Origin of the sequence: Azospirillum sp. SYSU D00513, from assembly GCF_017356015.1 — a bacterium.
Classification (GTDB): domain Bacteria; phylum Pseudomonadota; class Alphaproteobacteria; order Azospirillales; family Azospirillaceae; genus Azospirillum.
Map to the genome: position 1 here is coordinate 75,020 of NZ_JAFIQV010000027.1, position 22,913 is coordinate 97,932.

Consider the following 22,913-nt stretch of genomic DNA (forward strand, 5'->3'; position numbering starts at 1 on the left):
AACTTTGAGGGTTGATCGACCGAAGCAAGGTTCCGATCACCTTCCAGCGTCATCCCCGCGGACGCGGGGATCCAGAGTTTCCAAAGGGTTCGCTACGGGAAGGACTGGATTCCCGCTTTCGCGGGAATGACGAAGAGGGAGGTTGCAGGCTTCGGCAACACAGGCCGATGTGCAAAATTCAGCGCCTTTGCGGGGATGACGGGTAGGTGGGTTTTTTTTCCGCTAAAATCGTGGCCTAACAACGTGCGTCGATATTGCGACCCTATGCAGGGGCGTTTTCTCTCGCCGCGGTTTGGCGGGATTTCGATGCAGGCTGTCCGTCCGGCCACTCACGCGTCCATGCGCCGTTGCGCCATCCTTGCCGTGCATCACGCAAGGCAGGAGGGAGACGGCCATGGCAAGCAATGTGACGGAGATCCCGGCGGCGGCGCCGGAACGGGCGGTGGCGCATTTCGGACGGAAGTTCGAGTTCGAGACGGACTGCTGGGACGTGCATGAATCGATGCGCACGGGCCGGATGGATTTCGTCCTGCTCGACGTGCGGGGGCCGCGCCTCTACGAGGAGGCCCATGTGCCGGGCGCTCTAAACCTGCCGCACGGCAAGATCACCGCCTCGCGCATGGCCGAATGGCCGCCGGAAACACTCTTCGTGGTCTATTGCGCCGGCCCGCACTGCAACGGGGCGGACCGAGGCGCCCTGCGGCTGGCGAGGCTCGGGCGGCCGGTCAAGCTGATGATCGGCGGGATGACCGGCTGGGCGGACGAGGGCTTCGCCTTCGCCCATGGTGCCGAGCCGGGTTCGCTCGCGACACCGGGTTAGGAGGCTTCGCCGAGGAAGGCTGCCCGGTAGCGCGCGGGGGTGACGCCGAGCTTCCGGTGGAAATGGTGGCGCATCGCGGCGGCGTTCGCGAAGCCGGCGGAGGCCGCGATCTCCTCCATCGGCAGGCTCGTTCCCTCCAGCAGCTCGCGGGCGCGGCCGACGCGCTCCCCCGTCAGCCAGTCGGCGGGGGAGGCGCCGGTCGCCTCCTTGAAGCGGCGCAGGAAGGTCCGCTCGCTCATGGCGGCGCGGCGCGCCATCTCCGCGACCGTGTGCTCCGCCGACAGGTCCGCGCGCAGTTCCGCGATGAGCCGGCCGAAATGGCTGCCCTCCCGGTCGGGCAGGGGGCGTTCGATGAACTGGCTCTGCCCGCCGTCGCGGTGCGGCGGGATGACCAGCCGCTTGGCGACCTGGTTGGCGATCCGGGGGCCGTAGTCCCGCCGGACCAGATGCAGGGCGAGGTCGAGCCCGGCGGCGCTGCCCGCCGAGGTCAGGATCGTGCCGTTGTCGATGTAGAGCACGCCCGGTTCGACCCGGATGTCGGGATGGCGCGCCTGGAGCCGGTCCGTGTAGCGCCAGTGCGTCGTCGCCCGCAGCCCCGACAGCAGCCCGGCGGCGGCCAGCACGAAGACGCCAGAGCAGATGGACAGGATGCGCGCACCCCGGCCGTGCGCGCGCCGCAGGGCGTCCAGCAGCTCGGCCGGCGGCGGCTCGTCTGGATGGCGCCAGCCGGGAATGACGATGGTCCCGGCACCCTCCAGCGCCTCCAGCCCGGCGTCGGCGGCCACCGTGATTCCGCCGGTCGCCCGGTACGGCCCGGCGCCGACGCCGCAGACCAGGAACTCGTACCAGCGCTCGCCGAACTCCGGCCGGGGCAGCCCGAACACCTCCACGGCGATGCCGAACTCGAAGGTGCACAGCCCGTCATAGGCCAGAACCGCGATGCGCCGGTTGGGCGGCCCGATTGTGCTTTCAGAGGCCGTGCTTTCGGAGGCCGTGGCTTCGGGGAGCCCGGCGGGGGTTGGGGGCTGGTGGTTCACCTTGGCCTGCGGGGGTCCGGGAATGCGCTCGGCGGAATGATAGGGCAGGGACCCGCCGCCCGCCACCTCCGAGCCGGTTCATAGGTCAGGGCTGTCCGACGGGCGTCTGTAGACGAGGCGCAACCCTTGCGGCGCGCGAAAATGTCGGGGCGCTTCGCCGGCAGGAGATCGATGGCGATATCCTCATGCGCTTGGACTTGGCTGAGCCACCGGGGTGCCGTCCCTCGCGACCGCGCGAAGGGCCGCCATCAGCTCCGCTCGCGAGAAGGGTTTGTGAAGGCGCGGCACGCCGGCCCAGGCCGGCGCGGAAATGTCCTCATAGCCGGAGCAGAACAGCACCGGGACCCCGCGCCAGCGCAGGCTCTCGGCCAGCGCCAGGGAGGACTGGCCGTTCAGGTCGAGGTCCAGCACGGCCGCTTCCAGCTCCGGGTCGTCCGCGAGGTGGCGGGCATCCTCCAGCGACAGGGCAGGGCCGACCACCTGGCAGCCGAAATCCAGAAGGGCCTGCTGGAGTTCCATGGCGATCAGCGCGCTGTCCTCCACCACGAGAACCCGCCGCGGAACGGCCCCGAGCCTCATCTCGGGCTCGAGGACGTCCCGGACCGACGCCATGTGCGGAGTCCAGTGCTTGTCCGGGATCCGCATCTCCAGCGCCAGGCCTTCGGCGCGCCAGTCCAGCACAAGACGCCCGCCCAATTGATCCTCGATGCTGGCGCGCACGAGGGTTGATCCGAAACCGCGTCGCATCGGCGCCGCGACGGACGGTCCTCCCGTTTCCCGCCACGACAGGACAAGATCGCCGGTTTCCGCCGCGACGCGCCATTCCACCGTCAGGAGACCGGCCTTCGCCGAAAGCGAACCGTACTTGGCGGCGTTGGTGGCGAGTTCATGCAGGGCGAGGCCGACCGGAAGGACCGCGTCGGCCGCGAAGGTGGCCGGCGGGCCGGACAGCTGGACCTGGTCCCGGGCGAAGGCGTCGAGTTCCTGTTCGATGAGGGCGGCCAGATCGCTGCCCGCCCACTTGTCGCGGGCCAGCAGGGAATGGGCGCGCGCCATGGCGGTGACCCGCCCCTCGATGGCGGCGACGAACTCCTCCTTCGTGTCCGCCCGGGTGAGACGCACCAGGGACTGCACCACGGCCATCGCGTTCTTGGCGCGATGATCGACCTCGCGCATGAGCAGCCGCTCGCGCTCCTCGGCGGCCCTGCGCGCCGTCACGTCCATGTCCGCGCCGCGGACGACGGTCGTACGGCCATTCCGTTTCTCCTCCGGGCGGCAGCGGGACAGGACCCAGCGCACGCTTCCGTCCGGCCGCACCACCCGGAACTCCAGATCGAGCGGACGGGGATGGTCGAGCAAGCCGAGGATCTGGTCGGTGGTTCCCGCTCTGTCGTCGGGGTGCAGAAGCAGCAGGACGCCCTGGAAGCTGGGCGTCCAGGACTCCGGATCGCAGCCGTAGAGGGCGTAGGTGGCCGGCGACCAATGGACGGTATCGGCCTCGACGTCCCATTCCCAGCTTCCGACCCCGGCGGCCTCCTGGGCGAGCCGCAGCCGTTCCTTGGTCTCCGCGAGCATCGCCGCCGTGCGCTTCTGCTCCTCGACGTCCGTGCAGGTGCCATACCAGCGGATGATCCGGCCATCCTCGCCGCGCATCGGAAGCGCCCGGCCGATGAACCAGCGGTAGCCGCCGTCGCCGGAGCGCAGGCGGTACTCGATTTCGTAGGGCTCGCCCGTCCTCAGTGAATGGCGCCAGACCGTCCAGGTCCTTTCCAGATCGTCGGGGTGCAGGATCTTGCTCCACCCCTCGCCCTTGGTGTCCCCGGAACGGGTGCCGGTGTAGTCGTACCAGCGCGCGTTGTAATATTCATGATAGCCGTCCGGGCGCGTCGTCCAGACCAGCTGCGGCATGGCTTCCGCCAGGGCGCGGAAATGCGCCTCGCTGTCCCGAAGGGCCGCTTCCGACCGCAGCCGCTCGTCCACGTCGAGGAAGGCGCAGACCACGGCGTCCGGCGGTTCGCCGGGAGCGCCCACCGGGGCGGCGCTGACCGACAGGTGCGTGATGCGCCCGTCGCCACGGCGATAGACCTGATCCTCCTGTTCAACCCGCTGGCCGGTCAGCAGCGCCCGCGCGACGGGATAGTCCCCGGGCTGATAGGGACGGCCATCGGCATGGAGCCCGCCATAGGTCGCGTATCCGGAGATCCGGTCGGCCGGCAGAAGCGGATGGCCGAGGATTTCCTCCGCCTGGCGGTTGTAGGACAGGATCTTCCCCGACGGTGCCTGGGCCACGATCAGGCCGACCGGCAGATGTTCGAGAACCTGCTCTAGCCGGGCGCGCTCGATGCGAAGCTCGGCCAGGAGGCGTTCGCGTTCCGTCTCCGCGTTCTTGCGCTCGGTGATGTCCTGGACGGAGAGCACCACCTGCTCGGGCCGGCCGGGCATGGAGGCCGCGTGCAGCCGGACCCACACGCGCGAACCATCGCTCCGGTCATAGGGTTTCTCGAAGGGGTCGGGCTGTTCGCCCCGGCGCAGGCACTGGACCGTCGCCTCGTCGAGATGGACGTACTCGGCCGGCGTGACGGCGCGCCAGTCGGCCTTGCCCCGCTCGAAATCCGCGCGCGTGTAGCCCATCAGCGCCAGCAGGCAGTCGTTCATCGCCAGGGTGGTTCCGCTGTCGATGTCGTAGACGCTCAGGCCGATGGCCTTGGAGTCGAACACGCCGCGAAAGCGCGCTTCCGCCGACTGGATGGCCTTCTCGGCGGCCCTGTGCCGAATCTTGCGCTGCACCTCTTCCAGGGCACGGGACACGGCCGACGGCAGGCGCTGGAGGCGCTGCTTGACGACATAGTCCGTGGCGCCGCGATGCAGCGCATCCACGGCCAGCTCTTCGCCCAGGACGCCCGAGACGAAGATGAAGGGCAGGTCCGGAGCCTGCTCCCTGGCGATCGCCAGGGCGGCGAGGCCATCGAAATCCGGCAACTCGTAATCGGCGAGGATCAGGTCGTGCGCGCGTTCCGCCAATGCCTCGACATAATCGCTCTGTCCAACAACCCTGCGTATCGTGAGTGACGGGCCGAAATCACTCAGGTATTGCGCGACAAGATCCGCATCGATCGAGCTGTCCTCAAGGTGCAGGATGCGGGTGCTTGCCATTTCGGCCTCAAACCTCAAGGAGCTACTTGATCGTGTTTACCCGTTGTATGGGATATCTGCCAGAGAATTGGTGGGCGGGGTGGTTTTGCATATAAGAGCGTGAAAATTCGGCGGAATTACTTGATACGAGAGGTCAGCCGGCTTGGATCGATAATCTTTTTTCATATGAAAAACGGGGTATGCGATCCCTTTCATGTCCAGTGATGACCATCACGATGAAAGTGGGGCGCCGCTCGGATGACGCACGGCTCGGGGCGGCATCTCACGCTCACCTGCCGCACCCCTCCGCGCCTTGTCCGCCGGAGATGACTTGACCCCGTGGCCCGAAAGACCGTTCATGGGCCGCAATGCCCCATAGGGGTCCCTTCGAGCGGAAGATGGCGCGCGGCCCCTTGATGCCTCCGCGCAAGAAAGACGACATGACGGACACCACCCAGCCCCTCCCGACCCGTTCTCCCGGCGACGCCCTGGCCGCCCTTACCGACCGCATCCGGGGGCTGACGAGCCCTGTCCGTCTCGACGCGCTGCGCGAGGAACTCGCCTGGGGCGATGACACGGGCGGGCTGATCCGCGCCCTGCGGCGGCTCGGCCGCGACAAGCTGTGCCTCCTGCACAAGGGGCTGATCTTCCCGTCGGTGATGCTGAGCTATGTGGACGCCACCGTCCTGCACGAGCCGAACGGCCGCTTCTGGGCCGTCACCGACGAAGGCGTCCGCTACGCCATCTCGCCGCGCGAGACGCTCGGCGTCATGGGCGGGGACCGCGTGACCGTCGCGCTGATCCAGCCGAAGGAGGCGGGCCGCACGCCCGACGCCATCCCGCAGCGCGTCCATTCGCGCCTGACCACCGCCGTCTTCGGGCGCGTCGTGGCGGGCGAGGGCGGGCGCCTCGCCTTCGCGCCCGAGCGCCGGACCGAGCCGCTGACCCTGCCGCTGGAGAGTGCGGAGGGGATGAAGGAAGGGGACATCCTCCAGGCCAAGATCGTCGGCACCGGCTTCCTCGGTGCCGGCTGCACCGCCTCGCCGGTGAAGGTCTTCGGGCATGGAACCGACAACGGGATCGAAAGCGAGCTGGCCCGCCGCCTGTGGGGCCTGCCCGGCCCCTTCAAGGCCGTGCCGGCGGTTGCCCCCCAGGAGACCGAGCGCGCCGACCGCCGCGACCTGCCGCTGGCGACCATCGACAGCGCCTCCACGAAGGATTTCGACGACGCGATCTGCGCGGAGGAGACGGCGGATGGCTGGACCCTGACCGTGGCGATCGCCGACGCGGCCGCCTTCGTCACGCCGGGCAGCCCGCTGGACAAGATCGCGCGCGAGCGGCTGACCTCGGTCTACCTGCCGCACAAGACCTGGCCGATGCTGCCGGAGGAGATCTCCAACGGGCTCTGCTCCCTCCTGCTCGGCGAGGAGCGTCCGGCGCTCTGCTGCGAACTGCGCGTGGACCGGAACGGCGCGCTGGCCGGCTACCGCTTCGAGCGGGCTCTGGTCCGGGTCAAGGCGCGGCTGGTCTATGAGGACGTCGCCGCCTTCCTCGACGGGGACGCCGAGCTGAACGCCGACGAAGAGGTCGCTGAGTCGCTGCGCGCCGCGGCTGCGGCGGTGAAGGCTCTGCTGGCCGCGTCCGACCGGCGCCTGGATGTGGGCGGCGACGACCTCCGCCAGATCCTGGGCGAGGACGGCAAGATCGAGCGGATCGAGGTCGAGCCGCGCACCACGGCCCACCGGCTGGTCGAGGAGTGCATGCTCGCGGTCAATCTGAGTGCCGCGCGCCTCTTGGCCGAGGGCGGGCACGCCGCCGTGTTCCGGAACCACGCCACCCCGGACGCCTCCCGCGTCGCGGCCCTGATCGAGGATTTCGCCCGTTGCGGCGTGACGCTCGACCCGGCCGAGGTCTCCACGGCGGACGGTTTGCGCGAGGCGATGATCGACGCGCTGGCCGGCGCCGAGGGCACGCCGGTGCGCGAGAACATCCGCTCCGCCATCCTGCGGGCGCTCGGCCCCGCCTCCTACGCGACCTCGCCCACGGGCCATTTCTCGCTCGGTGAGCCGGCCTATCTGCACGCCACCTCGCCGATTCGGCGCTATGCCGACCTTGTCGTGCACCGGCTGATCGTCGCGATCCTCGCCGGCAAGCCGTCCGGGTCGGGCCATAACCTCAACGACCTGGAAAAGGTCTGCGCCGCCTGCAACGAGCGTTCGCGCGCCGCGTCCGGCGCCGAGGGCGAAGCCCGCAGGCTGCTCGCCGCCGATTTCGCCGTGAGGCTCGGCGGACGCGAGACGGAAGCCGTGCTCGGCGGCATGGATGGCGGCGGCGCCTTCGTGACGCTCCGGCCCGAGGGGCTGCAGAGCCGCCTGCCGAGCCGGATGCTGAAGAGGGCCGGATGGCAGCAGCAGACCGACGGGCCGGGCTGGATCGACGCGGACGGCACCGTCCGCATGCCGGGCGACGCCATCCCGGTCCTGCTGAAGGGCGGCGACATCATCGGCCGGCGCGTGAACGTCGAGCTTCCGGCCCCGCCGGTGGAGGCGCCTCCGGAAGAGGCCGAGCCGGCGTAAGGCCGGGTTCGGAAAATTCCGACCTCCGAACCCGGTATAGGGCCGCGACTGCGGCCCCGCGCCCCGCCCCCCGCGCCACGGAAGTCCTGACCGCAGGTCAGGACTTCATGAAAATCTTATAAGGCCGGAACGGAAAAGGGGCGCTCCGCGAGGAGCGCCCCTTTTTTGCTTCGCCGAGTCGCCGGATCGGCCTTGATGGCCGATCTCCTTCAGGCCGGATCGGCGCCGTTCAGGCGGCGGCGGCCAGCGGCTCGATCATCGCGCTGTAGCCTTCGCGCTGCTCGGTCAGGCTGGCCAGCAGATCCTTCAGGCTGTCGCGGGCGAAGGGGTTCGCCGTCTCCGACAGCTTGCGCTGAACGACCGCGATGAACTCGTCCAGGACGCCCAGGTGAATCTGGGACGCGTTGAAAACCTCGTTCGAGAGGGTGGGCGTCGTCATGGTCGAGAACTCCAGGGTGGCTCGTGTCCGTTGAGACCATTAAGCTCCCAGGACAGTTAACGCGCGGTTAAACGGGGGCGAAGGCTGGCCTCCTCTTGAGTAGTACCACTTTCAATTATTGATGAATGACTTGTCTGATGAGGCTGCACAAAGAAGAAGCGAAGAACTGTAAAGAGAGTTGACGGAACCTTGGCTGCAGGGCAAAGCCTTCGGCCAGGGCCGGCCCGGCCCAACCCACATCCTACTCCCGAAATGACGGAAAACGGACCGGCACCATGGCACGCAGTCTGGCCATCTTCGATTTCGACGGCACGCTCGCCGATTCCTTCCCCTGGTTCGCCGGCGTGCTGAACCAAGTGGCGGAACTCTACGGATTCAGGACGGTGGATGCCGAGGAGGCGGAGGCTCTGCGGGGCTGCAGCTCGCGGGAGATCGTGCGGCGGCTGGGGGTGCCGATGTGGCGGCTGCCCTGGATCGCCCGCCACATGCGGGCGCGGATGGCGCAGGACATCGCGGACATCCGGCTGTTCCCCGGCGTGGACGGACTGCTGCGCCGCCTGTCCGAAGGCGGCGTAACGATTGCCGTCGTGACGTCGAATTCGCGGGAGAATGTCCGGACCGTCCTGGGGCCGGACAACGCGGCGCGGGTGGCGCATCTGGAATGCGGCGCGTCGCTGTTCGGGAAGGCGGCGAAGATCCGGGCGCTGTTGCGCCGGACCGGGGTTCCCGCCGCCGACGCGCTGTGCATCGGCGACGAGACCCGGGACATAGAGGCGGCCCGCGCGGCGGGCCTGCGCTGCGCGGCCGTGTCCTGGGGCTACGCGACGCGGGATGCCCTGCTGGCCCGCGGGCCGGACCTGATGTTCGACCGGCTGGAGGACATCGCCGCGGCGCTTCTGCCCCGGGAGGGAACGCGCGCTTGACGGCTACACGCGCTCGCCGAAGCTTTCCTGGGCGGCGTCGATCACGGCCGGGTGGGCGCGCAGGCAGTCGATGACCGCCTCGCCGTGCCGGTCGTTCATCTCCACCGTCACGAACACGTCCGTGCTGTCGCCGCGTTCCGCGTCGCGTTCCTCGCGGGCGGTCTGCACGGCGTTTCCGAAGCGGTCACGGAGGATGCCGAGGATCTCCGCCTCGACCCCCTGGCCCTTTTCCGCCGGGTAGGCGTAGAGAATGTTCATGTCCCGATCCTTGTCAGAGCGCGCTTCCTCCCCCAACCCTCAGGGGGCGAAAACGACGCGCATGCAGTTGTCGTTCTTCTCCTTGAACATCCGGTAGCCTTCCGGCGCGTCGTCCAGCGACCACTTGTGGGTCAGCAGGTAGGAGGTGTCGAGTTCGCCCCTCTGGATGTGGTCGAACAGGCGCTTGACGTAGCGCTGGCCGTGCTGCTGGCCCATGCGGAAGGTCAGCCCCTTGTTCATGGCCGCCCCCATCGGGAACTTGTCGATCAGGCCGCCATAGACGCCGACGATGGAAAGCGTGCCGCCCTTGCGGCAGCATTCGATCATCTGGCGCAGCACCTTCGGCCGGTCGCTTTCCAGCCGCAGGGCCTGCTTGGTGCGGTCGTACCAGTATTCCGCACCCGTGTCGAAACCGTCCGCCTCCATGCCGACCGCGTCGATGCAGACATCCGGCCCGCGCCCGCCCGTCATGGCCTGGAGCGCGTCGTAGATGTCCACGCGGGTGTAGTCCAGCGGCTCGGCACCGGCCTTCAGCTGCGCCGCCTTCAGCCGGTCCGGGTAGCGGTCGATGGCGATGACCTGCTCCGCCCCCATCAGGTAGGCGGCGCGGATCGCCATCTGGCCGACGCCGCCGCAGCCCCAGACAGCCACCACGTCGCCCGGTTTGATGTTGCCCATCTCGGCGCCCATGTAGCCGGTCGGGGCGGCGTCCGACACGAAGACCGCCTGCTCGTCCGTGACGCCCTCCGGCACGCGGAAGCAGTTGGTGTCGGCAAACGGCACCCGGATGTACTCGGCGTGGCTGCCGGCGTAGCCGCCGAAGGCGTGGCTGTAGCCGAAGATGCCGGCGCAGGCGTGGCCGTAGGTCTTCTCCGTGAACTGCGGGTGCGGGTTGGAGTTGTCGCAGAACGAATATTCCTCGTTCTGGCAGTACTGGCACTTTCCGCAGCCGATGATCGACACGGTGATGACGCGGTCGCCGCGGTTGAGGTTGCGGACTTCCGGTCCCTTTTCGACGATCTCGCCCAGGAACTCGTGGCCGATGATGTCGCCGGGCATCATGGTCGGCACATAGCCGTCCAGGAGATGCAGGTCCGACCCGCAGACCGAGGACAGAATCACCCTCACGATCACGTCGTGCGGGCCGATCAGCTTGGGGTCGGGGACCCGCTCCACGCGCAGGTCGTTGACGCCGTTGTAGCAGAGGGCTTTCATCGTCTCACTTCTCCCCGATCACGGGGCGGTAGGCCCCCCGGCTGCCGCTGGGCTGCCCGTCGATGGTCGCGATCTCGCCCGCCTCCATGAGCTGCTTCATGCGGCGCAAGGCCTCGCGCACCTGCTGTTCCGGCGTCGCTCCGAACATCTTCGCGACGGCCCGGCCGCTCTGGCCGCCCGGCAGATGGTAGGCCATGGTCAGCCGCACCTCCGTTCCGCGGTTGCCGGGGGCCGGCTTGAACATGACCTGCCCCTTGTGCGGAAGCTGGCTGCCCTCCACGGTGTGCCAGGAAATCAGCTCGTTCTCGCGCTCCTGCTCGATCTCGGAGAACCAGTCCAGCCGGACGCCGCCGGGACCCTTGGCCTTCCAGTGGCTGCGCTTCTCGGACTCGATCTCCACCGCCTCCAGATGGTCCATGATCTTCGGCAGGTTGCCGAAGTTGCGCCAGAAGCGGAACAGCCGCTCGGGCTGCGCGGCGATGGTCACCACCGACTGGGTGGTGGTCGGCTCGCGCCGGGCCGACGGAATCAGCCCGGCGACGCCGCCGCCGATCCTGTCCAGGCCGCCTTCGCCCAGCCCTTCGCCGAGGTCGCGCAGCCGCTCCCGGACGGGAGCGGCGACGGGCATCCCGGCCGCGCCGGCGAGGAAGAGCCCCCCGCCGACGGCCGCCAGTGCCATGCCGGCCCAGTCGCCGCGCCGCAGCCCGGCGACGCCGAGCGCCGTGCCGCCGAGCATGGCCGCCCAGCGTTCGACCGTGCCGGCCATCTCGCCATGTTCGTCGTCGGACCGCCCGCCAAGCAGGCGGCCGGGCGCATCGACGACCCGCCCGGCAAAGCTGTCCAGGGACATCACGCCTCCTTCTGCAGAAGATTCATCTCGTAGAGGCCCTTCATCAGGTAATCGTGCAGGTCCACCCGCTCGGCGATGTCCTGATAGTGGGAGGCGTCCGGGGCGCGGCTGGCCTCGTCCAGGGCGCGGTCCCACTCCTTGCCGGCGAAATCGCCGCGCCCGACCATCATCACGGCGCGCAGTTCGCAGCGCTGCTCCGGCGACAGCTCCTCCAGCATCTGCTTGAGCTGGCCGAAGGCGGCCCCGGCGCCGTCCGGCAGGATGCTCAGCGAGTCGAGGTCCGTCGGGTTGCGCGAGCCGCGCTCGTTGCGCTGTTCGCCGAGGTCGATGTTGCGCATGCCCGAAAGGAAACTCTCACGCTCGTTGACCGCCTTGTCGGCGAGGTCGGCGGCCTGTTTCACGGTTGCGACCGAAATCTGCTTCAGCATGGAACCGCACTTCCTTGTTCGTTGATCCTGACATTCGCGGGCGGTGCCCGGCGGGGAGCGTGCTCGGCAGGGCCGGTTTCATGAGGGTCTGCCTCACTGGGGCCTGCCTCACTGGGGCCGGCCTTATTGCGTCCGGTTGCGCGCCTCGTCCGACGCGCCGCGGGAACCGCCCTCGCCGGCGCCGCGCTCGCGGCCCTGGCCGCTCGACTGGTTCTGGCCGGGCTTGTTGCCGAGCGCCTTGTCGGGATTGTCGTGGCCGCTCTTGGCCGCCTTGCCGGGACCGCCGGACATGTGCTTGTCCTGCTCGGTCGTGTTCTTGCCGGTCTTGGTCATGCTGTTCCTCCTTGCGGTGTTTGATCCGCGGCATTGCGGACAACCGCGGAAGTGCGGCCGAGGTTCCGGCAGGCCGGCGGCGCGCACCCGGAGGAGGCGGGAAGCGTGAGGGCAGGGAGTAAGTCTGGGAACGGCGGGGGAGGGCCGGTCACGCCTCCAGCAGCGTTACCATGGCGCAGAGCTGGGATTCCGTGCGCGACAGGAACCAGCCGTGCAGGGAAACGGTGCGGCCGGCTTCGAAGTCGGCGCGGACGGCCGAGGCCACGGCACCACGCAGCCGCTGCATCTCGGCGCGGTCCTGGCCTTCGAAGAGATCCTCCACCAGCCTTTGCGGGTCGAAGTCCGCGGGCTCCGTGTCGAGATAGGCGCGGCCGACGGCGCGCGCGCTCTCATTGCTCGGCAGCAGGTCGGACAGCACTATCGCCCAGTCGCGGCGCGGCGCGGCGGACAGGGGGGCGAGCGGCGTCGCCGCGAAGAGCGTGCCGCCGGCAAGGGCCATAAGGAGGTCGCGGCGATCCAGTTCCATGGCGCACCTACAGGTCCCGTTGCTTGGTTTTCAGGTGATCGGCGAGACGGATCGCCAGGGCGGTGATGGTCAGGGTCGGGTTGGCGTGGCCGTAGGTGGGAAAGACCGAACTGCCGGCGACGTGGAGGTTGGAGATTCCGTGCACCCGCGCGTCGGCATCGACCACCCCGCGGCGCGGGTCGGCGTGCATGCGGGTCGTGCCCATGTGGTGGTAGCTGCTCTCGAACTGGATGTGGGGCCAGTCGTCCTTGTTCTCGGGCGTGCGGTCGGGGAAGACCTGGAGGCGCGCGATGCCGAGCCGGCCGAACTCCTCCGCCAGGATGCGGTTCGATTTCACGATGTTGGCGTAGAAGTCGCCGGGCAGGCGCCAGTCCACCCCGGCCCGCCGCAGGCCGAACCGGTCCTGCTCCTCCACCAGCAGCACGCGGCTTTCCGGGTCCGGCGGCGTCTCGCACCAGTAGCGGGTGGTATAGATGCGGATCTGCGTGTCGAAGGCCCTGTGCCAGGCGCTCTCCGCGAGCTGGTCCAGGTCCCGGACGATGTTCAGGACATGCGTGCCGAACCCGTCCAGCAGTTCGCCGGCCTCGGCCTGCGCCACGAGCGTCTTGAGGGAGCGCGCGCCCTCCGACGCGTCGGTCAGCCGTGCCTCCATCAGGGTCATGGCCCAGTTGGGCATGCATTCCCGGTTCAGCGTCTCCTCGGTCGGCAGGAAGACGCCGCGCACGAGATGGCCCCGCACGCGCGTGTCGCGGCAGTAATATTCGAGGTTGGGATACCCTTCCCCGAACACGGCGAGGCCCGAGCGCCAGACGATGGGATGGTCGCCGAAGTAGCGGCCGACGAGGCCGTGGGCGTTGCCGAGCCCTGCCGCCTGCACGCGGTTGGCGTTCAGCAGGATGCGGGCGTTCTCGATCCCGCCGGTCGCCAGGACATAGTCGCGGGCGACGATCCGCAGGCGCTTGCCCTCCAGCGTCGCGGCGGCGATGCCGGTCACCCGGTCGGGCTCGGCCGGCGTCTCGATGTTCACCGCGTTGGCGTGCAGCAGGACGGTGACGTTCGCCGCCTTTTCCAGCTCGTCCCGGTAGGCCTGGCCGAAGCGGGTCGGCGGGCTGTACTGGTAGATGGCGTTGTTCAGGCGCCCGCTCTCCAGCGCGAAGGGGGCCGGCATTCCGTCCACCCAATCCTCAACCGCGTAGGTCGGGGGGCCGAGTTCGCAGACCTTGTGCGCGCGCTCGTAGAAGGGCCGCATGTGCTCGGCGCCGAAGGGCCAGCCGCTGTGCGGGATGTAGGGCCGCTCGGCGAAATCCAGCGGCTCCAGCGTCCGGCAGAAGCCGGTCCAGTGGTTGGTCGAGCCCCCGAAGAAGCGCAGGCGGCATTGGTCCAGCGGGAAGAACTCTGCGCCGAGGACCGCGCCCTGGCACAGCGCCTGGACCTCGTCCTCCATCTCGAAGGTGCCGCTTTCCATGAGGCAGACGCGGAGCCCGCTGCCGATGAACTCGCGTGCCAGCGTTATGCCCGCGGCACCCGCGCCGACGATGCAGAGATCCGCTTCCAGCCGCTCCCCATCCGAAAGCGATCGCGCGTCGACATACAAGGCACGTCTCTCCTGCTCGCCGCGGAGTGCTGCCTCGCTGCATGCGAGGCCATCCGGCCCGCACGCGGCGAAGCCGCCCAGTGACGATTACCCCTTTTTCGGGCCGTTCGGCCAAGCATCGGATGGGGGCGAGGGAGGCTTATGAGGGGTACCGACATCCGGAGCCGGCCCTACCCCTCTGCCAGGCGGCCCCTCAGCCGAGCGGCTCCAGCGGCTCCCTGCGGCCACGCACCGGCGGCCGGAGATCGGCCGGCGGGGCGGCCCAGCGGACGGCGTTCAGGATCACGCGCTGGATGCGCGGGTCGTGATAGGTCGGGAAGGTTTCATGGCCGGGGCGGAAATAGAAGACGCGGCCCAAGCCGCGCCGCCAGGCGCAGCCGCTGCGGAACACCTCCCCGCCCTTGAACCAGCTGATGAAGACCAGCTCGTCGGGCGGCGGCACGTCGAAGGGCTCGCCGTACATCTCCTCCCGCTCCAGCTCGATCGCGTCGGAGATGCCAGCCGCCACGGGGTGGGCGGGATCGACCACCCACAGCCGTTCCGTCTCGCCGGCCACCCGGTATTTCAGGAAGCAGCCCGTGCCCATCAGCCCCATGAAGGGCTTGGAGAAGTGGCTGGAATGGAGTGCGAGCAGCCCCATGCCGCCGTCCACGACCCGCCGCCGCACGCGCTCGGCCACCGCGTCGGACACCTCCGCGTGCGCCCGGTGGCCCCACCAGACCAGCACGTCGGTCGCCTCCAGCCGCGCCTCGGTCAGCCCATGCTCCGGCTCGTCCAGCGTCGCGGTGGCGACCTCCAGCCCGGCGGCGCGTAGGGGGGCGGCGATGGTCTCGTGCATGCCCCGCGGGTAGATGGCCGCGACGGCCTCGTTGTTGCGCTCGTGGCGGAACTCGTTCCAAACCGTGACACGAGGAGTGTTGTTCATGCGGCTTCGATGTCCCTTTCGCCTCGACTTGGCCCTGCCGTCTTACCGATCGGTCTTCCCGTGGCTCTCGATCCATTCGGCAAGAGCCGCATCAATCCGGCCTTGCCATCCTGGCCCGGTCCACCGGCTTGCCGCTCTATTTGAAATCGGCTTCCCCATAGTCGAAACGGGTGTACTCCCTTTCGAATGCGGGTTTGGAAAACACCTCTACCGCGTCCTCGAAGTCCAATCCCCGGCTGGACAAGGTCGCTGAGCGCCTTTCGGGGGCGCAGCTGATCCCCATGGATCAAGTGTACCCACAAAAAATAAACTTCCAAGCCGGATCCAATGCTGGACGGCACCGGGCGGAAGGGCGCCCTCACCGTTCCCCTTCCGCCTTGCGGACGAGGTCGCGGTGGCGGATGAGGTCGTCGTGGGTGGCGACCTCGCGTCCGTAGGGGTCGAGGACGGAGATCTGCTCGGCTCCGGCGTCCAGGAGGCCCCGTGCCCGCGACAGGGCGGCGATCCAGCAGGGGGAGGATTGGTGCCGGAGTTCGTGCCGGCGGATGTAGAGGAGGGTGTAGGCCATGACCCGCCCAAGATGGGGTCAAACAGGCGCGGAAGCGAGGGGCGGCCTTGTTCCGGACGTGGAAAAGGCCGCCCCGTCGCCGGGGCGGCCCTTCGATTGAGGAATGGAACGTCCGGATGCGGACGTCCGGTCAGAAGCGGTAGCCGATGGAAACCGACAGGACCGGGTAGAAGCGGTAATCCTCGACCTCGTCCTCGATGTCCTGGCGGGCCTGCTCGATGTCCGACGCCAGCAGGGCGCCGACGGTCGCGTTGGTGGCGCGCAGGCTGACGTCGGCCTTGCCCTGGAACATCACGCCGAGGTCGGCGCCGACATGCAGGTTCGGCGAGAAGAGGCTGCCCTTCCAGCCGAGGCCGAGATAGGGGGCCACGCGCCGGAAATCGACCTCGCCCTCGAGGCGTCCGACGGCCGCGGTCGGGTAGTTGGTGCCGTTGACGTTGTAGAAGGCGCCCGACGGCGTGCCGGTCAGGTCGGCTTCGTTGTAGTTCAGGCGCAGGCCGCCGGTGACGTGGAAGCCGCCGCGGAAAGGATAGAGGTCGGCCATCGCGCCGAAGGACTTCAGCGTCAGGTCGCCGTCATAGGTGATGTCCTCGATGTCGAGGGTGCGGCTGAAGCTGAAGGCGTTCACGCCGCCGCGGACGCCGACATAGTCGTTGATCCGGTAGCCGACCTCGGCGCCGAGGCCGAGCGTGCTGATCTGCGGGGCGACGAAGACGCCAATCTGGCTGTCCTGCGCCAGGGCGGCGCTGGTCGAGAGAGCGGTGGCGGCGGCGAAAGCAAGAGCGGCGACGATGCGCATGACGATCCTCATCTGATCCCCTTGGCGGGGATGGAACAACATTTCCGCCGAATAGCATAAACGTCCCTCCTATGACCAATGGCCTGACGCTTTTCCTTTTAGGAGATCTCGAACCGTTGCGGAAACGCAACTTGATGAACTTCAAATGTCACAATCTTGTCTACTAAGGTTGAAGCGAATTCTAAAGGAAGTCTGCGCGCTCGCTTCTCCGGCCGATGTGCCGGCGTGGACCTAGGCATCGACACCTTTCCGGCCGCAAGCCGTTGAAGGGGCACGCTCGGTTTCCTCCTGCCACGAAGGTACGTTGTTCATGGCCGACATCGTCCGCACGATCGGGCGCGCCGTCCTGCAAAGCGCGCCGGACGCCGCCCTCTCACGCGAATGGCTGGTCCCCAATGGTCTGGGCGGCTTCGCCTCGACCACGCTGTCGGGCGCGGTGACCCGCCGGTACCATGGACTGCTCGTGGCCGCCTTGCCGGCGCCGCTCGGCCGGGTGGTGATGCTGAGTCAGCTCGCCGAGCACATCCTGCTCCCCGACGGGACGGAGCTGCCGCTCGGCGGCGAGCGGGACGAGGACTGGCAGACGCCGGAGGCCTGGCGCGGTGCTGTCGCGGAATTCCGGCTGGAGGCGGGGCTGCCCGTCTGGCGCTTCGAGCGGGAGGGGATCCTCGTCGAGAAGCGGATCCTGATGCCCTACCGGCAAAACATGGTCAATGTCACCTACCGCCTGCTGGAGGCGCCGGGGCCGGTGCGGCTGAAGCTGCGGCCGATGCTGGCCTTCCGCCTGCTGGAGGAGGCCGTGGACCGGCCGATGTCCCGCGCCTACCGGGTCACGGCCGAAGGGGCGCGTTACACCGTGTCGGCCGGTGCGGACCTTCCGTCCCTGAACATGACGGTCGTGGGCGGGCCGATGCCCCTGACGCTGGACGGCGGCGACCGGCGGGAGATCTTCTACGATGTCGAGGCGGAGCGCGGTTACGACTCGCGCGGCGCCTTGTGGAGTCCCGGCTATTTCTCGGGCGAGATCGCGCCGGGCCGGTCCTTGACCTTCGTCGCGGCGACGGAGGACTGGCGCCGCATCGAGGCGCTGCCGCCGGACGATGTCCTCGCCTTCGAGACGGAGCGCCGGCGCCGGCTGGTCGGCATGGCGCACCCGAGCCTCCGGACCGGGCCGATGACGGAGCTGGTGCTGGCCGCCGACAGCTTCCTGTTCACCCCGGTCAGCCGCGCGTCCGACATGATGCGCGCCTGGGCGGAGGGCGACGAGGTGCGCACGGTCATCGCCGGCTATCACTGGTTCACCGATTGGGGCCGCGACACCATGATCAGCCTGGAAGGGCTGGCGCTGGTCACCGGCCGGGCGAACGAGGCGCGCTGGATCCTGCGGACCTTCGCCCACTACATCCGCGACGGGCTGATCCCCAACATGTTCCCGGACGGGCGCGACGACGGCCTCTACCACACGGCGGACGCGACCCTCTGGTTCTTCCACGCGGTGAACCGCTACGTCCGGGCGACCGCCGACCGCCACACGTTGCGGCTGCTGCTGCCGAAGCTCGCGGACATCGTGGAGCGCCACCGGGCCGGCACCCGCTTCGGCATCGGGATGGACCCCGCGGACGGGCTCCTGCGCCAGGGGCAGGAGGGATACCAGCTCACCTGGATGGACGCGAAGGTGGATGACTGGGTCGTCACGCCGCGCCGGGGCAAGGCGGTGGAAATCAACGCGCTCTGGTACAACGCCCTGTGCCTGCTCGCCGGCTGGACAGCCGAAGAGCAGGGGGAAGACGCGGCGCGGCCCTACCGCGAGATGGCGGCCCGCGCGCGTGCGTCCTTCAACGCGCGCTTCTGGTGCGAGGCCGCCGGCCATCTCCATGACGTGCTGGACGGGGAAGAGGGCGACGACACAGCCTGCCGGCCCAACCAGATCTTCGCCATAGCGCTCGACCACCCCGTGCTGGACCGCGACCGCTGGGACGCCGTGGTCGGGACCGTCCGCGACCGCCTGCTCACCCCCGTCGGGCTGCGGTCGCTGGCTCCGGGAAGCCGCGACTACAAAGCGAAGTATTTCGGTGACCTGCGCGCGCGCGACGCCGCCTACCATCAGGGAACAGTCTGGGGATGGCTCATCGGGCCGATGGTCGAGGCCTGGCTGAAGCTCCACCCGGAGGACCGCGCCGGCGCGCGCCGCCTTCTGGAGGGCTTCCTGCCCCATCTGGACGAGGCCGGCGTCGGCACCATCAGCGAGGTCTTCGACGCGGAGGCCCCCTTCGCGCCGCGCGGCTGCATCGCCCAGGCCTGGAGCGTGGCCGAGGTTCTGCGCTGCTGGGCACTGACCGAACCGCCGGAGACGGCGGCATCGTCCTAGGTCAAGGCGGGGGAGGGCTCCCTACGGCTCCCTTTCCCGAAAGTCGTAGTCTCGACGGGAATGGGTAGCGGCACCCCAGCCTTTTGCGCCCGTCAGGAACGCCCGTCGTGTCAACAGAACACAGTGCGGCGGAAAAAACACGGTTTAGACGGGCTGCGGCATTTAGCGTTTGACACGTGGGGACACGCCACCTGTGAAGAAAACCGTCTTCTCCTTTGAAATCAATAACTTGCAAGAAAGCCTATTTTTTAGGCAATCATGCCCGGACCCTTGAGTCTCCTTCACCGAATCGGGTGCCGCGATGGCTTGTCAACACACTTATCCACAGAGTCTGTGGAGAGCAGCGCCAGGAAGGGCTTGATCGCCGAAGGACGCAAGACTTTCGGCGTGTGCCGGTCGATGCGGCTAGGTTGTTTGCTTTTTATGAATGGGCGCCCGCCGGGGCTATAGTTTGTCCTGTAAACGACCACGGCGCCCGCGCGGGCTCCCGCCAGGCGGGAGACGGGCCGGCACGGTGAAGGGAGAGTCCGATGCAGGATGTCTATGGGCATGATGTCTATGGAATCCCCAGCCCGCCGTCGCGGCGGGCCGGCGGCGGGCCGGATTCCGAAGCACGCCTCCGGGTTCCGGCCTATGTGGCGCCGGGCTTGGCCGCGGTCATGTCCGCCGCCCTGCTGCTGCATCTGCTGGTCGCGACGGCCTCCCAAATCCGGGGGGACGACCCCGCCGGCATGATGTCCGCCCTGTTCGGCATGGGCTTCGTGCTGCTGGTGCTCCTGCCCTTCACGGTAGGCCTCGCAGCGCGTGCGCGGCTTGCCTGGACGGAAGCGGGCGGCTGAGGCGGTTCCCCGCCGCCGATCCGCTCAGGACGCAAGCGGACGGGAATCGGTTGCCCAAACCCGCGGCCCACGCTTAAATCCGGCGCGCGGCCGAAGGGCCGGGCCGGCCGGGGCGCTTCGACCCGCTGCGGTGTTGGACATGGGGGAGCGGGCCGATGGGACTTTTCGATTTCTTGAAGGTGAGCGTCACCGAAAAGAAGAAGCCGGCCGCGCCAAAGGCCCAGAGCTGCATCGAATTCGACAACAAGACCTTCCCGCTCGGCGCCATCACCACCAAGGGCTTCGTGGCCACGAATTTCGACGGGTCGCTCATCCGCGGGCAGAACGCGCGGGTGACCGTCAAGGTGGACGATGCCTTCGGCCGCTTCTCCTTCGCCTCGACCGTCGGCGTCGCGGACGTCTCGGGCGGCAAGCTGGTGGGCGAATGGAACATGCTGACCCCCGAGGTCGAGAGCGCCATCCGCGCCTATGGGCAAGCCCGCAAGAAGGCCGGCCGCTGACGGCCCCGCCGGGGCCTTTCCGCTAGGGCTTGGCGGCCAGGGCGGCCCCCGGCGCGCCGGAGGGGAGGGCCGCCGCTTCGGCCTTCACCAGCTGCGGCTCCTCGGGCGGCGGCGCAAGACGCTCCATGCGCGCGACCCATTCCGACAGGGTGACGAACTCGCAACCCTTCGCGCGCAGGTCGCCGATGACCCGGGGCAGGGCGGTCAGCGTGGACGGATAGGTCGAATGCATCAGGAGGACGCTGCCGGTGCCGGCGGCGGTCTTCACATGCTGCACGATCTTGTCGGGATCGCGCACCTGCCAGTCGCGGGTGTCGATGTTCCACAGGACCGGGCTCATCCTCTCCTCGCGGGCGATGGACAGCATCTCCGGCGTGTAACGGCCGAAGGGCGGCCGGAAGAGCACCGGTTCGGCGCCGAAACCGCGCAGGATCCGGTTCGCCTCGGCGATCTCATGGCGCTGCGCCTCGGCATCCATGGCCCGCATGTCCTTGTGGGTCAGGCTGTGGTTGCCGATCTCGTGCCCCGCGGCGATGAAGTCGCGGATGACCTCGCCCTGCGCGGCGGCGACGCTCGCCACCGGGAAGTAGGTCGCCCGCACGCCCTCGGCGTTCAGAACGTCCAGGATCTTGCGCGTCACGACGCGGTGCGGCCCGTCGTCGAAAGTCAGGGCGCAGAGCCTCCAGCCCTCGCGCTGCAGGGTGGCCGGCGTGATGTCGAACTTGACGTCGATCACCACCGAGCCGAGCCGCCCCTTGTGCTGGCTCGTCCGTTCGATGGCCTTCATCACCTGGGCATCGTCCTTGCTGTAGGAGTAGGTGCCCTGGCTGGCCTGAAGGTTCGGCCGCACCGCACCGGGCGGGGCCGGGACGGTCACGGTGAGCGGCGCGCCGGCCGGCGGCAATGCCACGGCGCTTTCCACCGCGCGTGCCGGCTCCGGAGCCGCTGCCGGATCCGTGGCGGCCATCGCGGTCTCGGATGGGGCCGCCGGTGCCGGCTCCTTCCGGGCCGACTCGGTTGCTTCCGGCCGGCGCTGCTTGACCACGAGGCAGCTGAAGCCCGCGCCGGTGAGGCGCCGGCAAAGGCTGCGCGCGTCCACGCCGGGCGCCACGGCCGCGCGCAGGACCACCCCGTCCTGCTCCTCGCTTGCCTTCACATCGGGGGTCAGCGAGGCGGCCAGCGCCGGAGCGCGGCGCTGAAGCGACGTCCAGGTCCACCAGGCGTCGCCGTCCTTCTGGAAAAGGCCGAGCTGCAACACCGGGCCGCCGTCGGCCCGCGCCGGGCCGCCCGCCAGGCACCCGATGCCGATGAGGCCGGCGAGCGCCAGCGGCAGGATGCGATGGGTCAGGCCGGCTCGCGGCGGCGGAACGGGGGAACTGCGGAGCGGCGCATGACGGGAAGTCGATCCACGGGAAGTCAGCCCGCCGGAAAGCTGTAGCGCCGTGCTCAAAATGTCTGCTCCCCGCTTTCGGACCCGGCACCGTACCGGAGCCATGCCCCGCCCGTGCCATAGCACCCGGCCTCCACCCTATTCAAATGACATCGGTCGAAGGGAGTAGGAACCGGGCCGCCTGTGCTTTCGCGGTGACGGTCTTTTACCGGCGCGCGCGATCGCCGGCGGGGAACCAAGGGCGCAGGGGCACGGTTAAGCTTGACGAGTTACCGGCACAGCATTGCCGGGCCGACAAAAAGGAGAGGACCCGGATGGCGGAGGACTTGGAAGACCGGATCCGCAAGCGCGCTCACCAGATCTGGGAGCGCGAGGGCCGGCCGGAAGGCCGTTCCGATGACCACTGGAAGCTGGCCAGTGAGGAAATCGCGATCGAGGACAATTACAGGCAGACGCTGCTCCCCAACCCGGCCGGTGGTCCCGACGCGACGGCCGCCCGCACCGAGCCGGTCGAGCCGGCCCTCGCCATGGCCAACCTCGGGGAAATGCCCGGCCTGACCGACCAGGGGGAATCCTTCCGGATTCCCGGGATCGAGGGCAGCGATCCCATGCCCGATCCGCAGGAAGCCGGCGCCCAGGCCACGATCGGCAACCGCGCCCGCCGCAAGACCCGCGGCCGCGGCGCCTGAGCCGTCCGGCGTCCCGAATCAGGCCGGCCCCAAGCCGGCCTTGGCAAAGACCAGCCTTCCAGAGTGAGGAGCCCCATGGACACCAACCTCGAAATCGCCTTTCACAACATGGACACCCAGCCGGAGCTGGAGACCTACATCCGCGAGCGGGCGGAGAAGCTGGAAAAGCTGTACGAGCGGATCGTCGGCATGCGCGTCTCCGTCGAGAACACCCATCGCCAGCACCGCACCGGCAATGTCTATGACGTGCATATCGAGGTGATGGTGCCCGGCACCAACGTCGTGGTCAGCCGCAAGCCGCACAAGGCCAAGGAGCGCTACGCCCACCCCGACGCCCGGACATCGATCCGCGACGCCTTCGAGGCGGCGGAGCGGCAGCTCAAGGAATACAAGCAGAAGATCCGCAACGACGTGAAGGCGCACGACGCCGAGGTGCCGGGCCGGGTGTCGCAGCTCTACCCGAACGAGGACCACGGCTTCATCACGACCAGCACCGGCACGCAGCTTTATTTCCATCGCAACAGCTGCATCAACGTGAACTTCGAGGACCTGAAGTCCGGCGACCCGGTGAAGTACATCGAGGCGACCGGCGACACCGGCCCGACCGCCTCGAAGGTGTGGCTGGCCGCCGGCGCGGACAACGAACTCCACGCCTCCTGACCCATGGCCCGGCCGGAGCCCCGGCCGGCGGCAAGGACGAACGA

At 68.8% G+C, this 22,913-nt stretch carries 22 protein-coding genes; 8 read left to right on the forward strand and 14 right to left on the reverse strand.

Annotation, left to right across the window (positions count from 1 at the left end; genetic code table 11):
- Positions 1-394 precede the first annotated feature (394 nt).
- Positions 395-820: a rhodanese-like domain-containing protein gene (locus tag JUB11_RS19850; RefSeq protein ID WP_207460307.1), complete on the forward strand. Its 426-nt coding sequence runs from the start codon at positions 395-397 to the stop codon at positions 818-820.
- On the opposite strand, the gene ftrA is transcribed toward JUB11_RS19850, so the two are convergent.
- Both ftrA and JUB11_RS19860 read right to left on the reverse strand, forming a co-directional pair.
- Positions 817-1,923, reverse strand: a complete 1,107-nt coding sequence (gene ftrA, locus JUB11_RS19855; protein WP_348771471.1) for a transcriptional regulator FtrA — start codon at positions 1,921-1,923, stop codon at positions 817-819. The two genes, JUB11_RS19850 and ftrA, sit on opposite strands and share 4 nt — an antisense overlap.
- 117 nt (positions 1,924-2,040) lie before the next feature.
- A complete protein-coding gene (locus JUB11_RS19860; protein ID WP_207460308.1) occupies positions 2,041-5,010 on the reverse strand; it encodes a PAS domain S-box protein in 2,970 nt (989 codons plus the stop codon).
- A 419-nt stretch (positions 5,011-5,429) separates the two neighbouring features.
- On the opposite strand from JUB11_RS19860, the gene JUB11_RS19865 reads away from it, so the two are divergent.
- On the forward strand, positions 5,430-7,565 hold the full coding sequence (locus JUB11_RS19865) for a ribonuclease R family protein (RefSeq protein WP_207460309.1): 2,136 nt from the start codon (positions 5,430-5,432) through the stop codon (positions 7,563-7,565).
- A 229-nt stretch (positions 7,566-7,794) separates the two neighbouring features.
- On the opposite strand, the gene JUB11_RS19870 is transcribed toward JUB11_RS19865, so the two are convergent.
- Positions 7,795-8,004 (reverse strand): hypothetical protein, encoded by a 210-nt coding sequence (locus JUB11_RS19870; protein ID WP_207460310.1) that lies wholly within the window; start codon positions 8,002-8,004, stop codon positions 7,795-7,797.
- Between the two features lie 275 nt (positions 8,005-8,279).
- Between JUB11_RS19870 and JUB11_RS19875 the strand changes: the two genes are divergently transcribed.
- On the forward strand, positions 8,280-8,927 hold the full coding sequence (locus JUB11_RS19875; RefSeq protein ID WP_207460311.1) for an HAD hydrolase-like protein: 648 nt from the start codon (positions 8,280-8,282) through the stop codon (positions 8,925-8,927).
- Positions 8,928-8,930: 3 nt separating this feature from the next.
- On the opposite strand, the gene JUB11_RS19880 is transcribed toward JUB11_RS19875, so the two are convergent.
- The 10 genes from JUB11_RS19880 to JUB11_RS19925 all read right to left on the reverse strand — a co-directional run bounded on the left by JUB11_RS19880 (position 8,931) and on the right by JUB11_RS19925 (position 16,435).
- On the reverse strand, positions 8,931-9,185 hold the full coding sequence (locus JUB11_RS19880) for a hypothetical protein (protein ID WP_207460312.1): 255 nt from the start codon (positions 9,183-9,185) through the stop codon (positions 8,931-8,933).
- Between the two features lie 39 nt (positions 9,186-9,224).
- A complete protein-coding gene (locus JUB11_RS19885) occupies positions 9,225-10,400 on the reverse strand; it encodes a zinc-dependent alcohol dehydrogenase (protein ID WP_207460313.1) in 1,176 nt (391 codons plus the stop codon).
- Positions 10,401-10,404: 4 nt separating this feature from the next.
- Positions 10,405-11,250, reverse strand: coding sequence for an SRPBCC family protein (locus JUB11_RS19890; RefSeq protein WP_207460314.1), 846 nt, complete (start codon positions 11,248-11,250; stop codon positions 10,405-10,407).
- Positions 11,250-11,678: a DUF3775 domain-containing protein gene (locus tag JUB11_RS19895; RefSeq protein ID WP_207460315.1), complete on the reverse strand. Its 429-nt coding sequence runs from the start codon at positions 11,676-11,678 to the stop codon at positions 11,250-11,252. The genes JUB11_RS19890 and JUB11_RS19895 overlap by 1 nt, the downstream gene beginning before the upstream one ends.
- 123 nt (positions 11,679-11,801) lie before the next feature.
- Positions 11,802-12,011, reverse strand: a complete 210-nt coding sequence (locus JUB11_RS19900; RefSeq protein ID WP_207460316.1) for a hypothetical protein — start codon at positions 12,009-12,011, stop codon at positions 11,802-11,804.
- Between the two features lie 148 nt (positions 12,012-12,159).
- Positions 12,160-12,537, reverse strand: a complete 378-nt coding sequence (locus JUB11_RS19905; RefSeq protein ID WP_207460317.1) for a hypothetical protein — start codon at positions 12,535-12,537, stop codon at positions 12,160-12,162.
- Between the two features lie 7 nt (positions 12,538-12,544).
- A complete protein-coding gene (locus tag JUB11_RS19910) occupies positions 12,545-14,131 on the reverse strand; it encodes a GMC family oxidoreductase (protein ID WP_207460318.1) in 1,587 nt (528 codons plus the stop codon).
- A 193-nt stretch (positions 14,132-14,324) separates the two neighbouring features.
- Positions 14,325-15,056, reverse strand: a complete 732-nt coding sequence (locus tag JUB11_RS19915) for a ThuA domain-containing protein (protein WP_207460319.1) — start codon at positions 15,054-15,056, stop codon at positions 14,325-14,327.
- A 358-nt stretch (positions 15,057-15,414) separates the two neighbouring features.
- Positions 15,415-15,624 (reverse strand): hypothetical protein, encoded by a 210-nt coding sequence (locus JUB11_RS19920; protein ID WP_207460320.1) that lies wholly within the window; start codon positions 15,622-15,624, stop codon positions 15,415-15,417.
- Positions 15,625-15,754: 130 nt separating this feature from the next.
- The gene (locus JUB11_RS19925) at positions 15,755-16,435 is read right to left on the reverse strand and encodes a hypothetical protein (protein WP_207460321.1); all 681 of its coding nucleotides are present in this window, start codon (positions 16,433-16,435) and stop codon (positions 15,755-15,757) included.
- Positions 16,436-16,733: 298 nt separating this feature from the next.
- Here JUB11_RS19925 and JUB11_RS19930 point away from each other — a divergent pair, with 298 nt between their 5' ends.
- From JUB11_RS19930 to JUB11_RS19940, 3 genes are all read left to right on the forward strand, one after another.
- Positions 16,734-18,791 (forward strand): amylo-alpha-1,6-glucosidase, encoded by a 2,058-nt coding sequence (locus tag JUB11_RS19930; protein ID WP_207460322.1) that lies wholly within the window; start codon positions 16,734-16,736, stop codon positions 18,789-18,791.
- A gap of 530 nt (positions 18,792-19,321) precedes the next feature.
- Positions 19,322-19,630: a hypothetical protein gene (locus tag JUB11_RS19935; protein ID WP_207460323.1), complete on the forward strand. Its 309-nt coding sequence runs from the start codon at positions 19,322-19,324 to the stop codon at positions 19,628-19,630.
- A gap of 155 nt (positions 19,631-19,785) precedes the next feature.
- Complete coding sequence (locus JUB11_RS19940; RefSeq protein WP_207460324.1) at positions 19,786-20,130, forward strand: hypothetical protein; 345 nt, start codon at positions 19,786-19,788, stop codon at positions 20,128-20,130.
- Between the two features lie 22 nt (positions 20,131-20,152).
- Here JUB11_RS19940 and JUB11_RS19945 read toward each other — a convergent pair whose 3' ends face one another.
- Complete coding sequence (locus JUB11_RS19945; protein ID WP_247887180.1) at positions 20,153-21,580, reverse strand: polysaccharide deacetylase family protein; 1,428 nt, start codon at positions 21,578-21,580, stop codon at positions 20,153-20,155.
- Between the two features lie 266 nt (positions 21,581-21,846).
- On the opposite strand from JUB11_RS19945, the gene JUB11_RS19950 reads away from it, so the two are divergent.
- Both JUB11_RS19950 and JUB11_RS19955 read left to right on the forward strand, forming a co-directional pair.
- Positions 21,847-22,209, forward strand: coding sequence for a DUF2934 domain-containing protein (locus tag JUB11_RS19950; RefSeq protein ID WP_247887181.1), 363 nt, complete (start codon positions 21,847-21,849; stop codon positions 22,207-22,209).
- Between the two features lie 75 nt (positions 22,210-22,284).
- Positions 22,285-22,869, forward strand: a complete 585-nt coding sequence (locus JUB11_RS19955) for an HPF/RaiA family ribosome-associated protein (protein ID WP_207460327.1) — start codon at positions 22,285-22,287, stop codon at positions 22,867-22,869.
- Positions 22,870-22,913: the final 44 nt, after the last annotated feature.